The 21,492-nt window shown below is 46.6% G+C and carries 20 protein-coding genes and 2 pseudogenes; 3 read left to right on the top strand and 19 right to left on the bottom strand.

What is annotated here, in order from left to right; all coding sequences use genetic code 11:
- Nucleotides 1-36 precede the first annotated feature (36 nt).
- From rplI to pilM, 14 genes and pseudogenes are all read right to left on the bottom strand, one after another.
- Nucleotides 37-489 carry a 50S ribosomal protein L9 gene (gene rplI / locus AND4_RS14615; protein ID WP_009843752.1) on the bottom strand — a complete coding sequence of 151 codons (453 nt, stop codon included), beginning with the start codon at nt 487-489 and terminating at the stop codon, nt 37-39.
- A gap of 32 nt (nt 490-521) precedes the next feature.
- Nucleotides 522-749 (bottom strand): 30S ribosomal protein S18, encoded by a 228-nt coding sequence (rpsR, locus tag AND4_RS14610; protein WP_000090472.1) that lies wholly within the window; start codon nt 747-749, stop codon nt 522-524.
- 16 nt (nt 750-765) lie between these two features.
- Nucleotides 766-1,068, bottom strand: coding sequence for a primosomal replication protein N (priB, locus tag AND4_RS14605; RefSeq protein ID WP_009843751.1), 303 nt, complete (start codon nt 1,066-1,068; stop codon nt 766-768).
- Nucleotides 1,069-1,076: 8 nt separating this feature from the next.
- Complete coding sequence (rpsF, locus tag AND4_RS14600; RefSeq protein ID WP_005451516.1) at nt 1,077-1,457, bottom strand: 30S ribosomal protein S6; 381 nt, start codon at nt 1,455-1,457, stop codon at nt 1,077-1,079.
- A 256-nt stretch (nt 1,458-1,713) separates the two neighbouring features.
- Nucleotides 1,714-2,385 carry a ribulose-phosphate 3-epimerase gene (gene rpe / locus AND4_RS14595; RefSeq protein WP_009843750.1) on the bottom strand — a complete coding sequence of 224 codons (672 nt, stop codon included), beginning with the start codon at nt 2,383-2,385 and terminating at the stop codon, nt 1,714-1,716.
- Between the two features lie 102 nt (nt 2,386-2,487).
- A pseudogene (locus AND4_RS14590) lies at nt 2,488-3,327 on the bottom strand (Dam family site-specific DNA-(adenine-N6)-methyltransferase).
- Nucleotides 3,328-3,396: 69 nt separating this feature from the next.
- On the bottom strand, nt 3,397-4,893 hold the full coding sequence (locus AND4_RS14585) for an AAA family ATPase (protein WP_009843748.1): 1,497 nt from the start codon (nt 4,891-4,893) through the stop codon (nt 3,397-3,399).
- Between the two features lie 52 nt (nt 4,894-4,945).
- Entirely contained in the window at nt 4,946-6,046 is a 1,101-nt protein-coding gene (aroB, locus tag AND4_RS14580) for a 3-dehydroquinate synthase (protein ID WP_009843747.1), read from the bottom strand.
- 31 nt (nt 6,047-6,077) lie between these two features.
- Nucleotides 6,078-6,596, bottom strand: a complete 519-nt coding sequence (gene aroK, locus AND4_RS14575; RefSeq protein WP_009843746.1) for a shikimate kinase AroK — start codon at nt 6,594-6,596, stop codon at nt 6,078-6,080.
- A 188-nt stretch (nt 6,597-6,784) separates the two neighbouring features.
- Nucleotides 6,785-8,515: a type IV pilus secretin PilQ family protein gene (locus AND4_RS14570; protein ID WP_086026854.1), complete on the bottom strand. Its 1,731-nt coding sequence runs from the start codon at nt 8,513-8,515 to the stop codon at nt 6,785-6,787.
- A 40-nt stretch (nt 8,516-8,555) separates the two neighbouring features.
- Nucleotides 8,556-9,071: a pilus assembly protein PilP gene (locus AND4_RS14565; protein WP_009843744.1), complete on the bottom strand. Its 516-nt coding sequence runs from the start codon at nt 9,069-9,071 to the stop codon at nt 8,556-8,558.
- The gene (gene pilO / locus AND4_RS14560) at nt 9,061-9,654 is read right to left on the bottom strand and encodes a type 4a pilus biogenesis protein PilO (RefSeq protein ID WP_043991723.1); all 594 of its coding nucleotides are present in this window, start codon (nt 9,652-9,654) and stop codon (nt 9,061-9,063) included. The genes AND4_RS14565 and pilO overlap by 11 nt, the downstream gene beginning before the upstream one ends.
- Nucleotides 9,647-10,222, bottom strand: a complete 576-nt coding sequence (locus tag AND4_RS14555; RefSeq protein ID WP_009843742.1) for a PilN domain-containing protein — start codon at nt 10,220-10,222, stop codon at nt 9,647-9,649. Before AND4_RS14555 ends, pilO begins: the two co-directional genes overlap by 8 nt.
- Nucleotides 10,206-11,222, bottom strand: a complete 1,017-nt coding sequence (pilM, locus tag AND4_RS14550; RefSeq protein ID WP_043991722.1) for a type IV pilus assembly protein PilM — start codon at nt 11,220-11,222, stop codon at nt 10,206-10,208. Before pilM ends, AND4_RS14555 begins: the two co-directional genes overlap by 17 nt.
- Before the next feature lie 177 nt (nt 11,223-11,399).
- Here pilM and AND4_RS14545 point away from each other — a divergent pair, with 177 nt between their 5' ends.
- Complete coding sequence (locus AND4_RS14545; RefSeq protein WP_009843740.1) at nt 11,400-13,967, top strand: PBP1A family penicillin-binding protein; 2,568 nt, start codon at nt 11,400-11,402, stop codon at nt 13,965-13,967.
- 80 nt (nt 13,968-14,047) lie between these two features.
- Here the strand turns inward: AND4_RS14545 and oxyR are convergent, their stop codons facing one another.
- Nucleotides 14,048-14,941, bottom strand: coding sequence for a DNA-binding transcriptional regulator OxyR (gene oxyR / locus AND4_RS14540; RefSeq protein WP_009843739.1), 894 nt, complete (start codon nt 14,939-14,941; stop codon nt 14,048-14,050).
- 174 nt (nt 14,942-15,115) lie between these two features.
- On the opposite strand from oxyR, the gene AND4_RS14535 reads away from it, so the two are divergent.
- The gene (locus AND4_RS14535; protein ID WP_009843738.1) at nt 15,116-15,844 is read left to right on the top strand and encodes a redoxin family protein; all 729 of its coding nucleotides are present in this window, start codon (nt 15,116-15,118) and stop codon (nt 15,842-15,844) included.
- Nucleotides 15,845-16,342: 498 nt separating this feature from the next.
- Entirely contained in the window at nt 16,343-16,624 is a 282-nt protein-coding gene (locus AND4_RS19615; RefSeq protein ID WP_009843736.1) for a DUF3624 domain-containing protein, read from the top strand.
- Between the two features lie 153 nt (nt 16,625-16,777).
- Here the strand turns inward: AND4_RS19615 and argH are convergent, their stop codons facing one another.
- The 4 genes and pseudogenes from argH to AND4_RS14515 all read right to left on the bottom strand — a co-directional run.
- Entirely contained in the window at nt 16,778-18,652 is a 1,875-nt protein-coding gene (argH, locus tag AND4_RS14530) for an argininosuccinate lyase (protein WP_009843735.1), read from the bottom strand.
- Between the two features lie 249 nt (nt 18,653-18,901).
- Nucleotides 18,902-20,119: pseudogene (locus AND4_RS14525) on the bottom strand (argininosuccinate synthase).
- An 83-nt stretch (nt 20,120-20,202) separates the two neighbouring features.
- Nucleotides 20,203-20,994, bottom strand: a complete 792-nt coding sequence (argB, locus tag AND4_RS14520; protein WP_009843731.1) for an acetylglutamate kinase — start codon at nt 20,992-20,994, stop codon at nt 20,203-20,205.
- Nucleotides 20,995-21,015: 21 nt separating this feature from the next.
- A partial coding sequence (locus AND4_RS14515; RefSeq protein ID WP_009843730.1) for an Asd/ArgC dimerization domain-containing protein occupies nt 21,016-21,492 on the bottom strand: 477 nt, incomplete at its 5' end.

The raw sequence follows: 21,492 nt of genomic DNA, 5'->3' as shown, positions 1-21,492 counted from the left end.
GAAGAGGTGCTTTTTACTATTTCGCTTGGTACTGAATTACTCAGCAGCAACAACTTGTAGGTTGATTGACGCGAAAACTTCAGAGTGAAGTTGAACGCTGATCTCGAACTCACCAGTGTTACGTAGAGCACCTTCAGGAAGGCGAACTTCGCTCTTAACAACTTCAACGCCTGCAGCTGTGATAGCTTCAGCGATGTCACGAGTACCGATAGAACCGAATAGTTTGCCTTCGTCACCAGCTTTAGAAGCAAGTACAACTGCTTCTAGAGCGTTAACTTTCTCAGCACGTGCTTCAGCAGCAGCTAGTTGCTCAGCAACTTTAGCTTCTAGTTCAGCGCGACGAGCTTCAAACATTTCAACGTTGCCTTTAGTCGCCATAACTGCTTTACCTTGAGGGATAAGGAAGTTACGAGCGTAGCCAGATTTAACGTTTACTGAGTCGCCAAGGCCACCTAGGTTACCGATTTTATCAAGTAGAATAACTTGCATTGCTTAATCCTCTTTCTTAATAAAACGACCGATTACTGATGCTTATCAGTGTACGGTAGTAGAGCTAGGTAGCGTGAACGCTTGATAGCGCGAGCTAGTTGACGTTGGTATTTAGCGCTTGTACCAGTGATACGGCTAGGAACGATTTTACCAGCTTCAGTGATGTAGTTTTTAAGAGTTGCTACGTCTTTGTAATCAATCTCTTGTACGCCTTCTGCAGTAAAACGGCAGAATTTACGACGACGGAAGAAACGAGCCATGGGCTATCTCCTGATCTTAAATTTGAGTAATGTTGTCGGCATGTAACACTAATTTTCCAACGCCATTTCGGCCGGTCTGGTAAGCGACAAAACCACCTACCTTAATGTTACTGCCTTGTACTAAATTCTGAGTTAATGCTTGTGACCCAACCCCACTGACGACTACCGGCATTCGACAATAAACTTGTCGAGGTAGGTCAGCTTCGATAACAGTAGAGCGATGCTCTAACCAAAACCGACAGTGTTCAATACCACCAGGGCTTTTACTTCGAATGGGCGGCTTGGCAATGGCGCCACTCAGCTCCATTCGATTGGTCATAAGAAATATTACTCAGCAGCTGCTTCTGGCTTAGCTTCAGCACGCTCTTCGCGACGAGGAGCACGCTCTTCTTTCTGCTTAAGCATGATAGATTGCTCAGTGATAGCCGCTTTAGTACGCATGATCATGTTACGTAGAACTGCATCGTTGAAACGGAAAGCAGTTTCTAGCTCATCGATAACAGCTTGGTCAGCTTCAACGTTCATTAGAACGTAGTGAGCTTTGTGAAGCTTGTTGATTGGGTAAGCCAGTTGACGACGACCCCAGTCTTCTAGACGGTGGATTTTACCGCCAGCTTCAGTGATTGAACCAGTGTAACGCTCGATCATGCCAGCAACTTGCTCGCTTTGATCAGGGTGCACCATGAATACGATTTCGTAATGACGCATTGGTTGCTCCTTACGGATTATTCAGCTTCCACAATTGGCTCAGTCGTCCAGAGGAAGCAAGGAACTAAAGAAATTTGACTGAGTTTAAGGAGCACGAATGGTACAGAAATGACAAAAAATAGGCAAGTGATTATTTGCACACCCCAGTGGATATTTTTTCTTGCTGCACACCGTACACAACAAAGGCTACCAGCAAGGTGGCAGCCTTTTGAATAATACGCTTATGGTGCTGATTTCAGGGGCTATTGTTCAGCGCTTATTTCACTTCTGCAAGTTCAGCGCGCATGTTGTCGATCACTTGCTTGTAATCAGGCTCACTGAAAATCGCAGAACCTGCAACAAACATATCCGCGCCTGCTTCTGCGATTTCACGAATGTTATCGACTTTAACACCGCCATCAATTTCTAAACGGATATCGCGACCAGACTCGTCGATCATCTTACGCACTGCACGCAATTTATCCAACGTATGAGGGATGAATGATTGACCACCGAAACCCGGATTTACCGACATCAGTAGGATCATATCAACTTTGTCGATGATAAATTCAAGATGTGCAAGCGGTGTTGCTGGGTTAAGAACCACCCCCGCCTTACAACCGTGCTCTTTGATCAATTGAAGGGTACGGTCGACGTGCTCAGACGCTTCAATATGGAAAGTAATCATAGATGCACCCGCTTTCGCGAAATCAGGAATGATGCGATCAACCGGTTTAACCATTAGGTGGACATCGATTGGCGCCGTGATGCCGTAATCGCGCAGCGCTTTACATATAGGCGCACCAAAAGTCAGGTTTGGTACATAGTGGTTATCCATAACATCGAAATGCACCACATCGGCACCCGCTGCGAGTACTTTTTCTACGTCTTCACCTAGACGTGCAAAATCAGCCGATAAAATGGATGGAGCAATGAGAAAATCTTTCATACCTGACCTCAGTAGTGGCGAGCAAACAACAAACAATATGTTGCGCGTAATTCTACCGAAGCCTGTAATGAGATCCACTATTTAGATGCAATAGTGTGAGAGCTAAGAGTCGGGGTTATCCGTATCTGGAGCACGGAATAGAGCGAGCAGTTCATCAACTTTATTGCGGCCGCTTCCATGCGACTGATGGTCCGCTTCACTTCACCGCATTAAGCTCTGCACCATGATAAAGGCGGCGCGTTAATGTGGTGTCGTGGTTTGAAATAAGCACAGGGATACCACGTTCAGTTGCGGCTCTCTCTGCAATATCAGCCAATGCCGCTTGGTCATCCAGAGTATAAAACCGTTACCCGCATATGAGGTGAAATTCGCTGTGTTCGACAACGGTGCGTATGGCGGATCGCAGTAAACCACACAGCCTTTACGCGCGCGACTGAAAGTCTCAGGGTAACCTTCACAAACAAACGTCGCCTTACTCGCTTTTTCGGCAAAGAATTCGAGCTCCGCTTCTGGGAAGTAAGGTTTTTTGTAAGAGCCAAACGGGACGTTAAAACCGCCTTTCTTGTTATAACGACATAAACCATTAAAGCCGAAGCGGTTCATGTACAAGAACGCCAGAGAGCGATGCATCACGTCATCAGTTTTATTGAATTCAGCGCGAATGGCTAGGTAAGCTTCTTTGCGGTTATTCTCGGCAACAAACCAGCGCTTTGCTTCTGAAATATACTCTTCAGGGCGCTCTTTCAGTAGATTATAAAGGTTAATCAGGTCGGGATTAATGTCCGCCAGTAGATAGTGGTCGTAATCGGTATTCAGAAAAACCGAACCAGCACCAACAAAAGGTTCAACTAGCTTTCGAGCTGGTGGCAAATGGCGTTGGATGTCTTCAACCAGACCGTATTTTCCTCCCGCCCACTTAAGAAAGGCTCGTTGCTTTTTCATCTACTGCTCTATCTATCGACCAAAAATTAAGGCTGCGGAATGTAACATATTTTTCATCGAAGCTCAGGATTATTTCACGCGATCAATTTCGCGATGCACCTGACCTAACGATTTTGCCCAAGGGCCCAGCGACTTGAGCGCATCCGGCAAGCTTTCTACTGCATCGCGAGCCGATTGAATGGTTGGGTAGTCTTGGTAAGTAATGATGTACCATTTCGCTCCGCTGCGTACCGTTGGGTAAATTCTTACCTTGGTATTCAGATCATGTTTATCGAGAAACGATTGCACATCGTCCATGGTTGTCATCGCACCAAGTTGTAACGTATAGCCACGTGGTGATAAAGCTTTGAGCTCTTCACGAGCAAAAGAGAACTTCACCACAGATTTAGCTGACGTAGGCTGAGCCTCCGGTGCCGATTCACCAGCTTGCACAACCTTGATGAGTGATGAGCGAGCACTGCTTTGCGCTTGAGGAGCCGATTCTTCAACCGCTTGTTTAATCTTATCGGCATTCACCTCTGCTGGCTTGCTCTCAAGCAACGCATCCACCACGCCAGATTCAATTACAATACGTTGTTGCTTGTTTTCGGTACCAACACTCGCCACTTCCTCTGTTACGGTTGGTGGCAGTGAGTCAGAATCATCCGTCGCGTCAGTAAGAGCCGTATTCTCTGCTGCTTCACCATTGTTCGTTGAACCCGCATCATCGGTTTGAGCTTGAGGGTCGCTTAGGGTCGGGATCGCGGTTTGTTCAATCGCGCCTGTAATCTGCTGCGCTTTATCATCAGGGCCCGGCTGATTGTACATCCACCAATAGCCACCAGCAGCGCATAGCAGCAGCGCGAGTACAACCAATGTGATGTTCAGGGGTGAGCCTACAATTGAGCGGATAATAATCCTTCTTTCCACTTTCATCTCTCCTAACGCCATAATATCACCCGGAATCGGGGCGACTTTCTTAAATGCATCTCGAACGCGTTTTTCTGATTCATCATCGACATATCGAATGACCAAAGATTCAAAAAAACGACGCGCTTCGATTTCAGATAACATTTCTATATCGAGCTCAACTGGCTTGAGCTCTTGCCCGTAGCTAATACGCGACAATACCGGTTCCAAACGCCTACTTTGAGTGAACAGTAAGATGTTGATTTTCCATTTTGGATTCGCTTGTGCCGCTAACACTAGCCCCCATAATTCAGAGACTAGAGCTTCACTCATCAAGTGGGCATCATCAACCACAATTGCGATGTCACACGCTTCACAGTCTAAGATACGCTCCAAGCTATCAAGCAGTGTATCTTGTTGATTGAACAGCGCATCGGAAACAAGCTGCTGCAAAATGAGCATACGACGCTGCACATCATCTTGATTGGGATGACAAAGTAACAAACATTGGTTTTTGTTACTTGCACCGAGTTCAAGGTATCGCTGTGCCAACCAAGACTTTCCGTATCCATCCTGGCCATTTACTGCAATCAAGTTGGAGCCAAAGTTGGTTAACAAGCTTAATCTGTCCAGTAACTCAGCTTGCGAGTCCAATTCAATAACATGAGCAAATGTCATCTAATAGCCTTAATAAACGACAAGAATGGCGCCCAAAGGCGCCATTACAAGGTTAAATGTCACGACCGAAGTCAATAGCTTGTTTAATGATGTCTTGCGGCGTGTCCGCAATAACTTCGGCAGTACCGATGCTGGTTGGCAGAACCAAACGCAACTGACCAGACAACACTTTCTTATCTCGCATCATGTGCGTCATGAAGTCATCAAAACTCATGCTATCCGGCGTATGCACTGGTAGTTTTGCTCGACGCATAATAGCAATGATGCGATCGAGTTGCTGTTGTGAAATCAATCCACGTAGTTGAGATGTTTTCGCCGCCATCACAGTACCGGAAGACACCGCTTCACCGTGCAGCCAATTGCCATACCCGAGCTGAGCTTCAATTGCATGGCCGAAAGTATGGCCCAAGTTCAGCAGCGCTCGAATGCCTGATTCCTTCTCATCTTGTGCCACAACTTCCGCTTTAATTTGACAACATCGCGCAATCGCGTAAGTCAGCGCTTCTTCTTCCAATGCATACAGACGCTCGAGGTTATCTTCTAACCAATCGAAGAAAGCACCATCGTAAATAATGCCATACTTGATCACCTCAGCAATACCAGCAGCAAACTCACGCTCTGGTAGCGTCGATAGACAGTTGGTGTCGATGATGACCGCTTTAGGTTGGTAGAAGGCACCAATCATGTTTTTACCCAGAGGATGGTTTACTGCGGTTTTACCGCCAACAGAAGAATCCACTTGGGAAAGCAATGTGGTTGGGATCTGGATGAAATCAACACCGCGCTGATAGCATGCCGACGCAAAGCCAACAAGGTCACCAATCACGCCGCCGCCTAGAGCAATAATCACTACGTCACGTGCATAGCTTCCCTCTAGCAGGAAGTTCATGACTTGATTAAATACGTCTAAACTTTTGTATTGCTCACCATCAGGTAGCTCAAGCAACGAGGCATCACATCCTAGCTGTTTTAGCTGGCTAAGAATGTTGTCCGCATACAGAGGTGCAACCGTGACATTGCTGATCACGACAACTCTCTGGTTAGCGTTTTTGTTTGCAAGAATTTGGGAAAGATACGCCGGGTCTTCAAATAACCCGGCGCCAATTGAGATTGGGTAGCTACGCTCTGCTAGATTGACCGTAATCCGTTCCATCGGTGTGCTCCAGTTCGAAAAAGATAAATACTTATCTCTCTTCTAGCATTTTTACGATCTGGTTGGCTACCACTTTTGCACTCTGATCATCAGTACGAACCGTGTAATCCGCTACTTCTTCGTATAGAGGGTTACGTTCGCCTGCCAAACTTTCCAACACCTCGCGAGGATTGTCAGTTTGGAGTAAAGGACGCTTCTTGTCGCGGTTTGTGCGCGCAAGCTGCTTTTCAATAGTTGTTTCAAGGTAAACAACAACACCACGTGCTGAAAGACGGTTGCGGTTTTCTTTGCTCATAACTGAGCCTCCGCCCGTCGCCAACACTATGCCTTGCTCTTGAGTTAGATCTTCAAGTACAGATTCTTCACGTTTACGGAAGCCTTCTTCACCTTCTACATCAAAAACCCAAGCGATATCTGCACCAGTGCGCTCTTCAATCACTGTATCAGAGTCCATAAACTCCATATGCAGTTGCTGTGCTAGGTGTCTACCAATTGTACTTTTGCCGGCGCCCATTGGGCCAACAAGGAAAATATTACGTTTCTCAGCCATATTTAGCGGTAACTTACAACGTTAATTCAATAAGATCGCCACAAGAGAACACAGCTAAGCTGCTGTTTCACAAGGCTCGTGACACCAATTCCTCACAGATAATTCGTGATAAGACCCGAAATTATCCAAGCATGGTGCCACTAATGCAACTTTATTTTTGATCTATTCGTTTTTTTGCCCACCGATTCTCACTGAATCACAACTTTCGGAGTAACAAAAATCAGCAATTCACTTTTACCGACATTCTCGTAAGTCCGACGAAAAAGTGCCCCTAAAAGCGGTAAATCACCTAATAACGGCACCTTATCGACGGAGTTTGTAATGCTATGTTGAAAAATACCCCCCAACACGACAGTTTCACCATTGTCGACCAAAACTTGTGTACCAATACGCTGCGTATTGATCGCTACAGCCTCACCTGTACCTGTCTTTACCACTTGACCCGGTCTGTCTTGTGTAACGCTCAAATCTAATACCAAGCGATTATCAGGGGTAATCTGTGGCGTCACCTTTAAACTCAACACCGCTTTTTTGAACGCCACCGAAGTCGCACCACTTGAGGAGGACTCAAGGTAAGGAATCTCGGTCCCCTGTTCGATATAAGCGGGTTTCTTGTTGGTTGTGATGAGGCGCGGACTCGAAACAATCTCTGCTTTCGACTCTTGTTGAAGCGCCGAAAGTTCCAAATCGAGTAACGTATCCGAACCTAACTTAGCAACTTGAAAAGCAATACTGGCTGCATTTGGGCGAGTCACTGCAAGGTTAACATTCAGCAAGTCATCGATATCGACACTGCTGCTATCATCGCCATCACCACCATCGTATAGGCCAATGGTTGCTAGGTTACTCTCAATCGAACCACCCAGACGATACCCAGCGTCGGCAGAAGATAAGCCCCAACGCACACCAAGTTCATCCATACTGCCTTCATTGATCATCACAATGCGAGCTTCAATCTGAACCTGTTTTACAGGTATATCAAGTGATTGAATAATCTCACGTATTACCCCTATGTTCTCTGGTAATTCACGAATTAGTAGCGAGTTAGTGCGCTCATCAATGGTCATACTGCCGCGTTCGGAAAGCATACTGGCATCCTCCTCCCCTTTGATCATCTCAGCAATATCTGACGCGTTTGCGAAGTGGATGTTGATGATCTCTGAGGAGAGTTCGCCTATCTCTTGCTCAAACTTTTTCTTTTCTAATCGCTGTTTCTCGCGCAGATCCAACTCATCTTGAGGGGCAACCAGAATAATGCTGTCCTCGACGCGCTTATCCAACCCTTTAACTTGTAAAATGATGTCAAGCACTTGCTGCCAAGGCACACCATCCAAACGCAAAGTCAGATTGCCATTAACCGAATCGGACACCACGAGGTTAAATTGGTTGTATTCAGCAATAAGTTGCAGCACGTTGCGCACAGGTATGTCTTGGAAGTTAATCGACATCAGCTTGCCTTTCTTTTGCAAAATACTTTTATTGGCGGTTTTTGAGCTGGCGTTCAGTTTGCCGACGGTCACCTCTAAATAGCGACCTTTAAGACGGTAATCGTGAGCGTAGTCCCCATCAATATAAGCGAGCAGACGCGTCTTATCATTGTCGCGAAACACCTCAACACTTTCGACTATCGTTGAGAAGTCCTGCACATCAAGTAAGTACAATTGGTCATCTTTTACGGATGTGTTGAGTAAGTCGATACTCAAACCTTGTTGCACACGTTTAATATGCACAATTGCCGCAGGTGACGCGAGCTCAACGACAATCACGGCGTCTTTATCTTTGTTGGTACGGAAATCGATGCTTTCAAGTGAGTTTAACTTCACTTCTTCTGCTGCGACAAAAGGGGCCAAAAGTAGAAAAAACCACAAAGAGAAGATCCCTGTTCGCCTTCTTGCTGTCAGTATTGATTCGTATCTCATTGTTATCATTGCTCAATATTAAAAATAGATGCCGCCGTTGCTATCTCAACGCCAACTTCACTTTGCGCTGTTGCCAGCAACCTAAACCATCCGGCAAGGTTTCATTAATCAATAAATAGCGATGGGACACTTGAGCAACCTTGCCATTGTTACGTCCTAGGTATTGTCCTGGCTGCACTTGGTAAAGCTGGCCATTTGGGGCTTGAACCAGACCTAAGATGTCACTGCCCACGCCCATCACTCCTTTGAGACGAAGTTGATCGATGGAAAAGTGCTCTAGCTTGTCAGTGCGTTTTCTTGACGGCGGTTGCCAACAGTCCTGCCGCCCCAAAGGGTGAGTTGCGATAGAGGCCTCCCTTGGCAGTTCAAAAGGGGTACGTAAGGTCTCAGACTCATACTTCATCGCCACATACACTTGGGTTGTCTGAAGCTTGGCGACATAAGGACTGGCTTGGTTTTCTGCTTCGTGAATAAAGCCACTCAGTGACTCATCATTGGCTTGGCACCCCACCAGCAGACTCATCATACAAACCATTGGGAATACTTTATTTGGCATCTTTCTTTCCCTCTGGTTTGAACTGGTATGTGCTCGCGCTTACGCGAAAGTGTAAGGTTTCACTCTCTTGACTGACTCGCTGCCACGTCACATCTTTAAAAGTGATGATGCGTGGAAGTGTGGCGATGGCCTGCGAGAAACGACCGATGTCATGAAAGTCACCTGTCAGCTCAATGTTGAGCGGTAGCCGGTAAAGGAAATGATCTGACTCTTTTTTCCCCCAATCAATACGCGAAAACGTCAGCTTGTTATCAATGCCGAGCTGGTTAACCGACGCCAGCATACTCGCCAGTTCTCTCTGCACAGGCAGTTGCTGCAAAAGCCGTGCATAACGGATGGTTAGCTCATCCAATTGTGACTGAAGCTGAGGCTGGGCCGCGACTTTATTTACTTTGAGCCTCAATGCAGCTTTTAAAGCCTGCTCTTCTTGGAGCAAGGTATTAAGGCGAGCTTCCTCTGGCTTCAAATAAAACCAGTAACCAAAACCTTGAATCAACACCACCATAAGAAGAATCGCCACCAACTGAGGCACCAGCGGCCATTCAGCGATTTCATCCATTTCTAGGTCTTGCCAATTAACCATGCTGCTTGCCGTCATTCATAGAAGCACCTTTGAACATGAAAGAGACTCTGAAGGTTTGGAACTCTTTACCGAAACGCACTTTGCCATGAACAATAGAGTGCATGCCGACATCCCTCAGCTTGGGAGAGCGCTCCATGTTATCGATCATGGTCGTGAGGCGAGCCGTGCTATCAGCAATACCTGATATCTCAACTTTATAATCGTTCATTTTGATCTTATCGACATGGACTCCTTCGGGGATCACTGAGAGCATTAGGTTCATAAACTCAGTGGTTTTGTTGCGCTCACTTTGTAATCCTTCAACGATCTTCAAACGCTCTAAAGTTTGGCTGTGCGCTTGCTGCGCGATCTTCATTACCTCAATGCGTTGATCGATTCGAGCAATATAATCCGTAAGATAAGCCAAGCGCTGTTGCTGCTGATCTTGTTGATATTGGAAGTACTGACCAGCGCCCCATTGCACACCCAGAGCTGCAATCCCCCCAAACACCAACAAACCAATGAAACGACGGCGATGCTGTTCACGTTGTTTTTCGCGCCATGCAAAGAGATTAAGTGGATAGAGCATGCTCACTCCCTAACCACTCAATACCGCGTAAAGCCAAACCAGCCGCAGCAGTGAAATGTGGCCAATTTGGCACACAAGATTTACATTCAGAAACCTTGATTTCAAACAAGCTCAGTGGGTTAAGTCGTTCACACTCTAGAGACAATTGACTGGACAGTTCCTCAGCCAACATAGGTATCGCAGCGCCCTCTCCCGAGAGCCAAATACCTTCGATGTTTTGGCGTCCATTCATTGTGGTATAGAGCTGCCTCTGGCGTTTTACACGCTCGACGATTTGTCGATTGAACTGCTCTATCGCCGTTTTTGTGTCGTCGACATCCAAATCGTTTTCGAACAAGCTCACGAGAGTGCTGGGAGCATGAGAAAATTCTTTGTAAAACAATTCACCTTGTTCGGAGAACATAGTGAAAGAGCTGCCCAAAGTTCCGATATCCAGTAAACAATACTTGTTCTTTTGAGGAAAACATTCAGCAACCCACTGCCACATGCGGCCAAGACTTTGCGAATGCACATCCACCAGCACAGGTTTTAAGCCTGATTTCTTTATTGCTTCAACTCGGGGGGCAACGACATCTTTACGGGTCGCAAATACCTGATAGCTGTTGCTTCCTTGTCTGCGTTTATCAACATCAACCTGAATAAAGTCAAGGTTCAGTTCTTCTACCGGGAATGGCGATTGACATGAGAAGGCTTGCACGACAGCAAACTCCTTATCACTCTCTTCTATGCCCTGCTCTATCTGTAGATTTTTGCTCATTACAGCATTATCCGGCACTGAAATTGCTACCTTTCTAGCCCGAAATGGCAGCTCTTTTTTCATCTCTTTGAGGGTCTTTACAATTTCTTGATGATTTATAGTGTGGTTTTCAGCGACAATAGCTTCCTTAAGTATTATTTCTTTGTAGCCCAGTAGTGCGTAGCTGTTGCCATTGGGTTTAAGTACCACGGCTTTGAGACTGTTAGGGCTAATATCTATGCCCGTGACTAATCGCTTATTCATCTCTACTCTCGCTCCGAAATTCTTACGTGCCGATATTGTTAGCACCCAGAGAATTTTCTTCGTGCAAAGGTTGTTATTAGCATTCAAATAAGAGTTAATGTCTCTTATGTGCTAAATTTTTGAACAAGAGTACAAGGATTTGCCGTTACACAGCCTCAACCAATCAGGGATTCTCCGGTGAAGTTCATAAAGCGTTTATTATTTTTAACATTGATTTGCATAATTCTTGGAGTCACCACAATTTTTGGCTTCTATCAATACGTGAAGCCTGAATTGCCAGATGTTGCAGCATTAAAAGATGTTGAATTACAAACACCTATGCAAGTTTTCAGTCAAGACGGGAAGCTGATTGCGCAGTTTGGCGAGAAACGCCGCATTCCTGTTACCTATGACGAAATTCCGCAAGATTTAATTCATGCACTGATCGCGACCGAAGATAGCCGTTTTTATGAACACCCGGGCATCGACCCTATCGGCATCACGCGTGCAGCCGTCGTCGTCGCTCTATCCGGCTCTGCAAAGCAAGGGGCAAGTACCATCACTCAGCAGCTAGCGCGTAACTTCTTCCTATCCAACGAGAAGAAGATCATGCGTAAAGTGAAAGAGATCTTTATTGCGATTCACATTGAGCAACTTCTGACAAAACAAGAGATCATGGCGCTGTACGTCAACAAGATCTTCCTTGGTTACCGCTCATACGGTTTCGGTGCTGCTGCTCAGGTTTATTTCGGCAAGCGCCTGAATGAATTGACCTTAGGTGAAATTGCAACGCTTGCTGGTATGCCAAAAGCGCCATCAACGATGAACCCTATCCACTCTCTTGAGCGTGCAACCAACCGTCGTAACGTCGTTCTGATGCGAATGTTAGATGAAAAATACATTACTCAAGAGCAATACGAGCAAGCACGAGCAGAGCATATGGAGTCTCGATACCACAGTGCTAAGATTGAGCTTTCTGCCCCATATGTTGCAGAACTGGCGCGTTCGTGGGCAGTGAAAGAATACGGCCCAGAAAAAGCCTACACGTCCGGTTTAAACATCTACATGACAGTGGATTCAAAGCTGCAAGATGCCGCGAACAAAGCCGCAATCAACAACATTCTTGCGTATGACGAGCGTCACGGCTATCGCGGTGCTGAAAAAGTATTGTGGAAACAAGATGAAGCCGCTTGGAATACCGATCAGATTGAACAACATCTGAAGAAGCAACCAACTTACGGACAACTTCTCCCAGCAATCGTCACCCGAGTAGACGACAAAACAGCGCAAGTTTGGGTCAAGAACAATAATGAGCAGACCATCGCTTGGACTGGCATGAACTGGGCCCGAAAATACCTAACGGATGAACGTCAAGGCGCTGCGCCAAAATCAGCCAAACAGATATTAGGGACAGGCCAACAAATTTGGGTCCGTGAAATCAGTACTACTGACGCAGAAGGCAACACAGTCAATCACTGGAAGCTAGGCCAAGTTCCAAGCGCAAACACCGCATTTGTCGCCATGAATCCAGAAAACGGGGCTGTACTCTCCCTCGTTGGCGGTTTTAACTTTGTTCACAGCAAGTTTAACCGTGCAACCATGTCAGTGCGCCAAGTAGGTTCAAGTATCAAACCTTTCATCTACTCAGCAGCACTCAATAAGGGACTAACCATTGCCTCTCTTATCAATGATGCGCCCATCAACAAATGGGATGCGGGCTCAGGTTCTGCATGGCGCCCGAAAAACTCACCACCAACATACGTTGGCCCTACTCGCCTGCGAATCGGTCTGGCGCAGTCTAAAAACGTCATGGCTGTCCGTACTCTGCGTGAAGTGGGTTTGGACGAGACACGTGAATACCTAACGCGCTTCGGTTTTGACATCAATAAAGTGCCACGTTCAGAAACCATCGCTCTTGGTGCCGGCAGTTTAACACCAATGAAAGTGGCGCAAGGCTACTCCGTGTTTGCTAACGGCGGTTACTATGTAGAGCCATTCTACATTGATCATGTGGAGGACGCGTTCGGTGAAGTGCTTTTCAAAGCAAACCCTAAAGTAATTTGTCAGCAAGATTGTCCTTACATTGAACCGCAGACACCGGCTGAAGATAAGTTTGCCGCAGAATTTGGTGAGCAAGACGTAACGACAGAGAAAATTGCCCCAGACAACGCACTAGAAAACGATACGCCGCAATACGCAAAACAGGTGATCTCTGCGCAGAACGCCTTCTTAATGCGTGAAATGATGTACAGCAACATCTGGGGTGGTGGCAGCTGGCGTGATGGTACTGGCTGGAACGGCACTGGCTGGCGTGCACAGAAACTTGAACGTCGCGATATCGGCGGTAAAACAGGCACCACCAATAACTCAAAAGACACTTGGTACAACGGCTTCGGTCCTGGCATAGTGGCAATCGCGTGGGTTGGTTTCGATGACCACTCGAGAACACTAGGCCGCACGACAGTCAATGGCAACCTAGGCAAAGGCCAGACCTCTGGCGCTGAATCAGGAGCAAAGACTGCGGAACCGGCTTGGATTGATTTCATGCACACTGCCCTAGAAGGCAAACCACAGCAAGGTAAGAATATTCCAGATGATATCGTTCGGGTGCGTATCGATCGTGATAGTGGCCTATTGACGCACAAAGTTGATGGCTCATCGATGTTTGAATACTTTAAGAAAGGGACAGAGCCTACCGAATACGTAGGTAGCCTCCTAGAAGACAGTATCTACTCAGGCAGCGGGGGCTCAGAAGAGCTATTCTGATAGCAAATGACCGATATAAAAAAGGGAGCGCGAGCTCCCTTTTTGTTTCTCTGTATTATCCGCGTAAAGCTGCAATAAGGTTATTTTTTCGCTTCCAAGATACTTTTAATGGTCGCAGCCAATGCTTCGAAGCGTGCACGTAGTGGTGAGCCAGGACGGTAAACTAAAACAATACTGCGTGAAGGCGTTGGGTTCACAGCTGGCACGTAGCATACGCCATCTTTCTTTTTCTCATTCGGTACTGATAGTGCTGGCAACAGTGTAATGCCAGCGCCGGCTGCCACCATATTACGCAAAGTCTCCAGACTGGTCGCCTTAAAACGTTCATCGTCCTTTGCTCCAGCGGCAAAACAGAAACCAAGTGCTTGATCACGCAGACAGTGACCATCGCCTAGAGCCAATACCGTTCTACCATTGAGGTCCAGCATGTCGATATGTTCCAAATCAGCCCATTCATGGTCACAAGGCACAGCGACGCTCAAGGGCTCATTGTACACTTCGATCTCTTTGAAAGGGGCCGTCTCATCGACAGAAGCTAACACGAGACAATCTAGCTTGCCCTCTTCTAACTGGCGAACCAACTGATGGGTTTGGGCCTCATGCAGAAACAGCTCAAGCTCAGGAAACTCCACTTTCAATCGAGGAATGATTTTGGGTAACAAGTAAGGTCCGACGGTTGGGATAAAGCCAATATGCATAGGGCCCGTCATAGCACCACTTTGACCACTCGCCATATCTTTAAGGGTTTTCACTTCGCTTAAGATACGTTTTGCTTGCTCGACTAGCTGTAAACCAGAATCGGTAAACAACACTCGACGGCTACTTCTCTCTAGCAATGTCGTGCCCAATTCATCTTCTAGTTTACGAATCTGACCACTCAAGGTTGGCTGGCTAACAAAACAGGCTTCCGCCGCTTTTCGAAAATGCTTGTGCTCAGCAAGCGCTACCAAGTACTCAAAATCTCGGATATTCATACGTACGATTCGCTTCTTGTTTCTCGATAGAAATAATCTATCAAAACCATAGCATCAAATGATTAGAGCTATCAAAATATTTTTTCAATAATGGGGCCAATTAAACAAAACTAAGCGGTAAATAACGCTAAGCTCGAATACGAATTATTTCATAAATTGAAAAAGGAAATCATTATGTTTGCATCAAAAGAAGGTCAAGCTGTACCACAAGTTACCTTTCCAACTCGTGAGGGTGACGCGTGGGTGAATGTCACCACGGATGAACTATTTAAAGACAAAACGGTTATCGTATTCAGCTTGCCAGGTGCATTTACTCCAACATGTTCGTCAAGCCACCTACCTCGTTACAACGAGTTGTTCTCCGTATTTAAAGAGCATGGTGTGGATGAAATTGTCTGTGTGTCAGTCAATGATACGTTTGTAATGAACGCGTGGAAAGCTGACCAAGAAGCAGAAAACATCACCTTCATCCCCGATGGTAACGGAGAGTTCACGGACGGCATGGGTATGCTGGTGGACAAAAACGACATCGGCTTTGGCAAGCGTTCGTGGCGTTACAGCATGCTAGTGAAAAATGGCGTGGTTGAAAAAATGTTTATTGAACCAAACGAGCCAGGCGACCCGTTCAAAGTCTCGGATGCAGACACCATGATGAATTACGTGGCACCTGAGTACAAAACTCAAGAATCGATCACCGTGTTCACCAAACCAGGTTGTCCTTTCTGCATGAAGGCGAAACAAAACCTAATTGACCATGGCCTTCAATATGAAGAGGTCGTTTTGGGTAAAGATGCAACAACCGTGAGTCTGCGGGCAATCTCTGGCCGTGCGACGGTTCCTCAAGTCTTCATCGGTGGTAAACATATCGGTGGTAGCGAAGAGCTAGAAACTTACCTAAGCTAATCCTCTATTTGATGGGCTTGGATTGAAACTTGAGCTGTCCAGCCATCGTTCTTCCCGTATATCTCTCGCCCGGTAGATGGTATCCCAATAAAAAAGCCTCGTAAAAACGAGGCTTTCAATCCCAACTTTATTCATTCCAAAATCAATACAATGGTGGTTATGCCAATCACTGTAAATCAGAGCTCAGAGTATGACCGTTATTAACTAAGATTGGTGTTAGACAGTCATCATTGCGTAACGGCTAACAAGCACAATTGCAGTAAAACCAATGATGAAGAAGCTACTAGCAAAACCGAGTGCTACTTTAAGTTCTGTCGACATTATTCTTTTCCTATTGTTTGGCTGACCGAGCACCATACACCAATGACGTGCCACAGATGTTTTACCAAGCTAATTTTCCATTTTTGGTTGGCTCTCCTTTACTCAAGGGGAAGACAAAACACTTTCGAATCTTGGTTAAGGTTATAATCAAAAAAAATAGACAGTATGGATAGAACAATGGCTTGTCACACTTGCCAAGAGCATTGGTTTTGGAAAAAAATCGGACGTTGCCAACGATGTATGAAACAGGTGACGCTACTCTCGGTGTTATGCTGGATCATATGGTGGTTTGTGTTTAAAGATGATCCGCAGAGTATTGAGTCGATCGCCCTGATCTTTGCTTGCTTTACGTTTAATGCCTTACTGTTTTTACACCTTTGGATGCGCTTTGTTATTTTGCCGTGGCAGCGTCGACGCGGGAGACCAAACAGAGAGGATCATCGCTCAGATGACAGATAGAAAAAAGCCCCAAAACCAATATCGGTCTTGGGGCCTCTTAGATTCTTCTAAGAAAAAGCAGTGGTACTTTAATAGACCGGGCTTCCTCTTAAAGGTTCCAAATTTTTTCCCTATTTTTTAAGTGTTTTATTAAATACTAATAAATTCATCAACCTAAGCTACATTACTTTTCTGGATCAATTGTTCGAACAAATTGATCTCCAGTGCAACTTCATCACAGGCATGCTGGCGTGGACACTGATCGCAATCTTTCAGCACTTTCTCTGGCAACAATGACTTCGAGGTTGGCTGGAAGCTCTGTTTCATAAAAAACTCTGGCGTACGCGTCAGCACAAAGACTTTCTTAATGGCCATTTGGCGCGCTTTCTCAACCAGATAGTTCACTATCGCACTGCCTTGCCCTTGGCCTTGCCAGCCTGCTTCAATACCGAGAGAACGAATTTCTGCCAGCCCTGAGTCGTAGACATATAAAGACGCACAGCCTGTTACTTCACCGTGGTGCTCGGCAACCGCGAAGGATCCAATGTCACGTACCAATTCATTACGTGAACGCGGTAGGTTCTCCCCCATGTTTGCCCAGTATGCCACCATGCCTTCCAATGTTTCGATGTCTGTCAGGCGTGCAGGACGCACTTTGACCGTAGACGTATCACGTTGAGTCAGGCGCTTGTCCGCTTGATCGACGGCGTAAGCCACTTGTTGCGGTGACACGCCACCAAGCGCACAACGCTTTTCAAGACATGAATCGATAGTCAGAATGTCATACACATCCGCCTCAATCACTTCAGAGAAGGATTGCAATTCTTCAATCGATAGTTCTTCTAGCGCGCAGCCTTTAGCAATTGCACCAACCACGGCAACGCCGACGATATGGTGTGCTTCACGGAATGGGATGCCTTTTGCCACTAGGTAATCCGCCAGCTCAGTCGAGTTTGCGTAGCCTTGTTTCGCCGCTTCTAGCGTGCGCTCACCATTAACCTTAATGCCATCAAAACACAAAGCCGCCATTGCCATGCAGTCATTCCATGTATCAAGTGCATCGAACAGACCTTCTTTGTCTTCTTGCATGTCTTTGTTGTAAGCCAGTGGCAGCGCTTTCACCGTCATCATCATGCCAGCAAGCGCGCCGTATACGCGGCCAGTCTTACCACGGATAAGCTCTAATGCATCTGGGTTTTTCTTCTGTGGCATCAGAGATGAACCTGACGTTACCGTATCAGCGAGCTCAATAAAGTTAGATTCGCCAGAGTTGTAGAAGATCATGTCTTCTGCCAAACGGGATAAATGTAGCATTGAGATAGACGCGACTGACATCAGTTCCATCACATGATCACGATCAGAAACTGAATCTAACGAGTTACGTGTCGCGCGGGGGAAACCAAGGTTGTGAGCCAACTTTTCGCGATCAATCGGATACGCCGTCCCCGCAAGCGCACCAGAGCCGAGTGGACACGTATCTAAACGCTTCAGTGCATCATTTAAGCGTGAGTAATCACGCTCAAACATCTCAACATAAGCCAGACACCAGTGTGCGAAAGTCACAGGTTGCGCACGTTGCAAGTGAGTGTAACCAGGAAGGACAGTGCCTTGATGCTGCTTGGCAACACCAACCATCTGAGTTTGTAAACGATCAAGCGCAATCAGCAGCTGCTGTCCTTGCTGACGACACCAAAGCTTGAGATCAGTGGCCACTTGATCATTACGAGAACGACCTGTGTGTAGCTTTTTGCCTAAGTCGCCGACTTTGTTGATCAGTTGCTGCTCGACCCAAGAGTGGATATCTTCCGCATCTGAGCGTAGGATCTGGTGTGGATCTTCCATCACCTCCAGCTTAAGTTCGTTGAGTGCCAACTCAAGCTTTTGTTGTTCGTCTACAGATAACACGTCAACAGACAGCAATGCTTTAGACCACGCAATTGAGCCTACAATGTCTTGCTCAGCCAATCGGTAATCGAAACGCAACGAATCGTTGAAGTCTTTAAACCTGGTATCTGCCGCTTGGGTAAATCTTCCGCCCCATAATGCCATTGCGTCTCTCCTGATGACTATCGCTTACACTAACGTGTTATTCATTATGTGTTGAGCAAGCTGCTGATCATTTGCTCATTTTTCCTTATGCCTCCACGTTACGATAATCACAGAAAAAAATAAAGTATAAATTCAGTAAAAATACATATTTATTCAGTAGTATCTTACTTAATCTTGATTAGATCAGTCGAAACCAAAAAACCTGCCAATAGGGGCAGGTCCTTTATTTTCTGAGCCAGCTAGATTGACTTACTGTTTCTGGCTGTTCAACGCACGGATACGGCTTGATAGCGAGTAAAGACGGATGAACCCTTCTGCATGGCTTTGGTCGTAAACCTCATCTTCACCAAAAGTTGCAAACGCTTCTGTGTATAAGCTGTTGTCAGAGCGCTTCTGTGTCACCGTTGCTTGGCCTTTGTAAAGCTTCACGACCACTTCACCGTTAACGTCTTGCGCGAGCGCTTCAGAAGCAGCAAGGATCGATGTACATAGAGGGGTGAACCAACGACCATCGTATACAAGGTGAGACGCTTTTAGACCTAGCTCTTCACGGAATTCGAACGATGATTTATCGAGCACAAGCTGCTCGACGGCGCGCAGTGCTTCCATCATGATGGTGCCTCCCGGCGTTTCGTAGCAACCACGAGACTTCATACCCACAAGACGGTTTTCTACGATATCGATACGACCCACACCGTGCTTCGCACCTTTCTCATTTAAGTAAACCAGCGCGTTGTATGGCGTCATTGTTTCGCCGTCCACTTCAACGACTTCCCCTTTGGCGACTTTCAGCGTGATATATTCAGCTTCGTTTGGTGCTTGCTCGGGAGCGACAGTCCATACCCAACAGTCTTCGTTTGGTGCGTTCCACGTCTCTTCCAAGACTCCGCCTTCAGTCGAAATATGCCATGCATTCGCATCACGTGAGTAGATTTTAGTAAGAGACGCTGAACATGGAATGTTGCGCTCCGCTAGGTAATCCAAACACGCCTCACGGCTCACCAAATCCCACTCACGCCACGGCGCAATAACATGCAGATCTGGTGCTAGTGCTGCAAATGCGCCTTCAAAACGAACTTGGTCATTACCCTTACCTGTACAGCCATGACACAGCGCATCCGCGCCCACTTTACGTGCAACTTCAACTTGGGCTTTGGCAATGATGGGGCGTGCCATTGATGTACCTAGTAGTATTTACCTTCATAGTAAGCACCGGTTTTTAGCGTCGGGAAAATGTAGTCCGCGACCATTTCTTCTTTTCAGGTCGGCGATGTAACACTCAGAAGCACCAGAAGCTTTTGCTTTTGCTTCAAATACCTTCTAGCTCTTGTGCACCTTGACCAACATCGGCAACAAAACGCCACCACTTCACAGTCGTAGTTCTCTTTTAGCCACGGGGATGATTACTGAAGTATCTAGACCGCCTGAGTATGCGACTACCACTTTATTTACGTTCACTTTGCTCATGTTTTTCTCCAAACTTAACTGGCGCTGCTCTAGGCGGTCAGTGCCAACCACTTCCTAATGTTGAATTCTTTGACTGTTCTGCTTTATTGCGGCAGAAACTGCGTGCCAATACTTTCACCCGCGAATAGCTGGGTCAGTTTCTCTGGGTAACGCCATGTCGCGACTTCGATAGAACGTCCAAGATCATTGGCGGCCTCCAAAGCCGCCTTAACTTTGACGATCATGCCGTCGGTGATCACTTGCCCTTGGATCAATGCATCCGCTTCTTGCTCTGATAAGGTTTTGATCAAATGACCTTTACCATCGAGAACACCGCTTACATCAGACAGGAGCACCAGCTCCGCGTCCAGTGCACCCGCGACGGCAACCGCAGCTTGATCAGCATTCACATTCATTATCTGACCTTTTTCTGTCAGACCAATTGAGCTGATGATCGGTAGTGCGCCTGCGTTTAGCACCGCTTGTAATAGGGTTGAATCCCCTGGTGATGCTTTCCCTACCGCGCCGAGTTCTGGGTCAAGTTCTTCAACATGACATAAACCACCATCAGCGAGGCTAAGGCCCACCGCATTCAGGCCATTAGAAATTGCTTGGCCTTGCAGAATCTTGTTTGCAGTACCAGCAAGCGCGCCCGCAATCACAGGAATTTGATCGTAAGGTGTTACGCGTAAACCGTTTTTCTTTACAGTTTTAAGCTGAAGCTTTGCCATCAACTCATCAACTAGGTAGCCACCGCCATGAACGATGGCGATTTGTCGCTGCGCCGACTTTTGGTATGCCGCAATGGCAGCAAACAGTTGGCTTAAGGTTTGAGTGCAAGATAGTGCTGCACCGCCCAGTTTAATGACTAAAGGTGCTTGATTGGTTTGCGTCATCGTATTTCCCTCTTTCAACGACTACAGCAATGCTGTCAGTTCTGGGTAACCGTAATGAATATTGAGACATTGCATTGCTTGGCTGGACGCACCTTTGAGTAGGTTGTCGATTGCCGAAATCACAATGATGTGTTCGCCTTGTACCTTCCAGCCAATATCACAAAAAGGGCTATTTTCGACATCCTGAATACGCGGCGTGGCGTCACCTCTGAGACGAACCGCTGGCTTGTCTTGGTAGGCGTGTTCAAATGCTTGTACCACTTGTGTTTCTGTCACACCTTGCGCTAGCTTCATGGTGATGGTGGCAAGAATGCCGCGTTTAAAGTTTCCTAGGTGTGGCGTAAAAATTACATCGCAACCTAAATGCTGAGCAATCTCTGGCTGATGTCGATGGTTAAATACACCGTAAGGTTGTAGGCTCACTTCGCAGAAGCTGTTCACCATGGAGGCCTTACGCCCAGCACCTGATACACCGCTGGTGGCGTTGATCACAGGCCA

Source organism: Vibrio sp. AND4 (assembly GCF_000171815.1).
Classification (GTDB): domain Bacteria; phylum Pseudomonadota; class Gammaproteobacteria; order Enterobacterales; family Vibrionaceae; genus Vibrio.
Note: the sequence above shows the minus strand (reverse complement) of the source record. Positions and strands in the feature narration are given on the sequence as shown.